The following is a 682-nucleotide window of genomic DNA, read 5'->3' as shown; positions in this document are numbered from 1 at the left end:
TCGAAAGTAACAATGCACCAGCAAGCGCGGCGAAAGTCGCTGGAGAGCGCCTTGCTTGGTCTTCCATACTGCGCGCTAGGTGGCGCTGTGTTACGTGCGCAATTTCGTGCGCGACAACGGATGCGAGTTCACTTTCGCTACGAGCATGAAGAAATAGCCCTGAGTGCAATGCAACGTAACCGCCAAAAAAGGCAAAGGCGTTGATATTACGATCACGAATCATGAAGAAGTGGAACGGCGTTTTTACATCGTTCGCATTAGCAACGAGGCGGTGTCCGAGGGAATCGATATATTCGTTGATGACCGGATCGTTGACGATAGGCTTACTGGCTCTGAGCATGCGCATGTACGCGTCGCCATAAATCAACTCTTGGTCTATAGAAAGCGTGCCGCCAGCTGCCGTACCAATATCAGGCAAGTCGATGCTATTGGCGTAAGTCGTTGGCGAACTGATTGCAGCGGCAAGGCACAAACAAACGAGCGAGCGAGTGCGTTTTAACATACGGTTTAAAGATTCTCCAAAATACCTAAGTACGTGGTTGGAGGTCGAGTACCTCACAACATCACCACTATACTTTATGGTCATCCCCTAGGATGAATAGGCTAGCACTAAGACCAAAAATAAATGAATTGGTTTCGTAAATTGTTTTATATCCGAGTCATTTCAGCATGTGGTTAAATC

General features: G+C 47.8%; 1 protein-coding gene. It reads right to left on the bottom strand.

From position 1 onward, the window contains the following. Positions 1-502: M48 family metalloprotease (locus R7040_RS26880; protein ID WP_318097654.1), on the bottom strand; the 502-nt coding region annotated here is incomplete at its 3' end. Between the last annotated feature and the right edge of the window lie 180 nt (positions 503-682).

This window comes from Vibrio sp. 1069, assembly GCF_033340555.1.
Note: the sequence above shows the minus strand (reverse complement) of the source record. Positions and strands in the feature narration are given on the sequence as shown.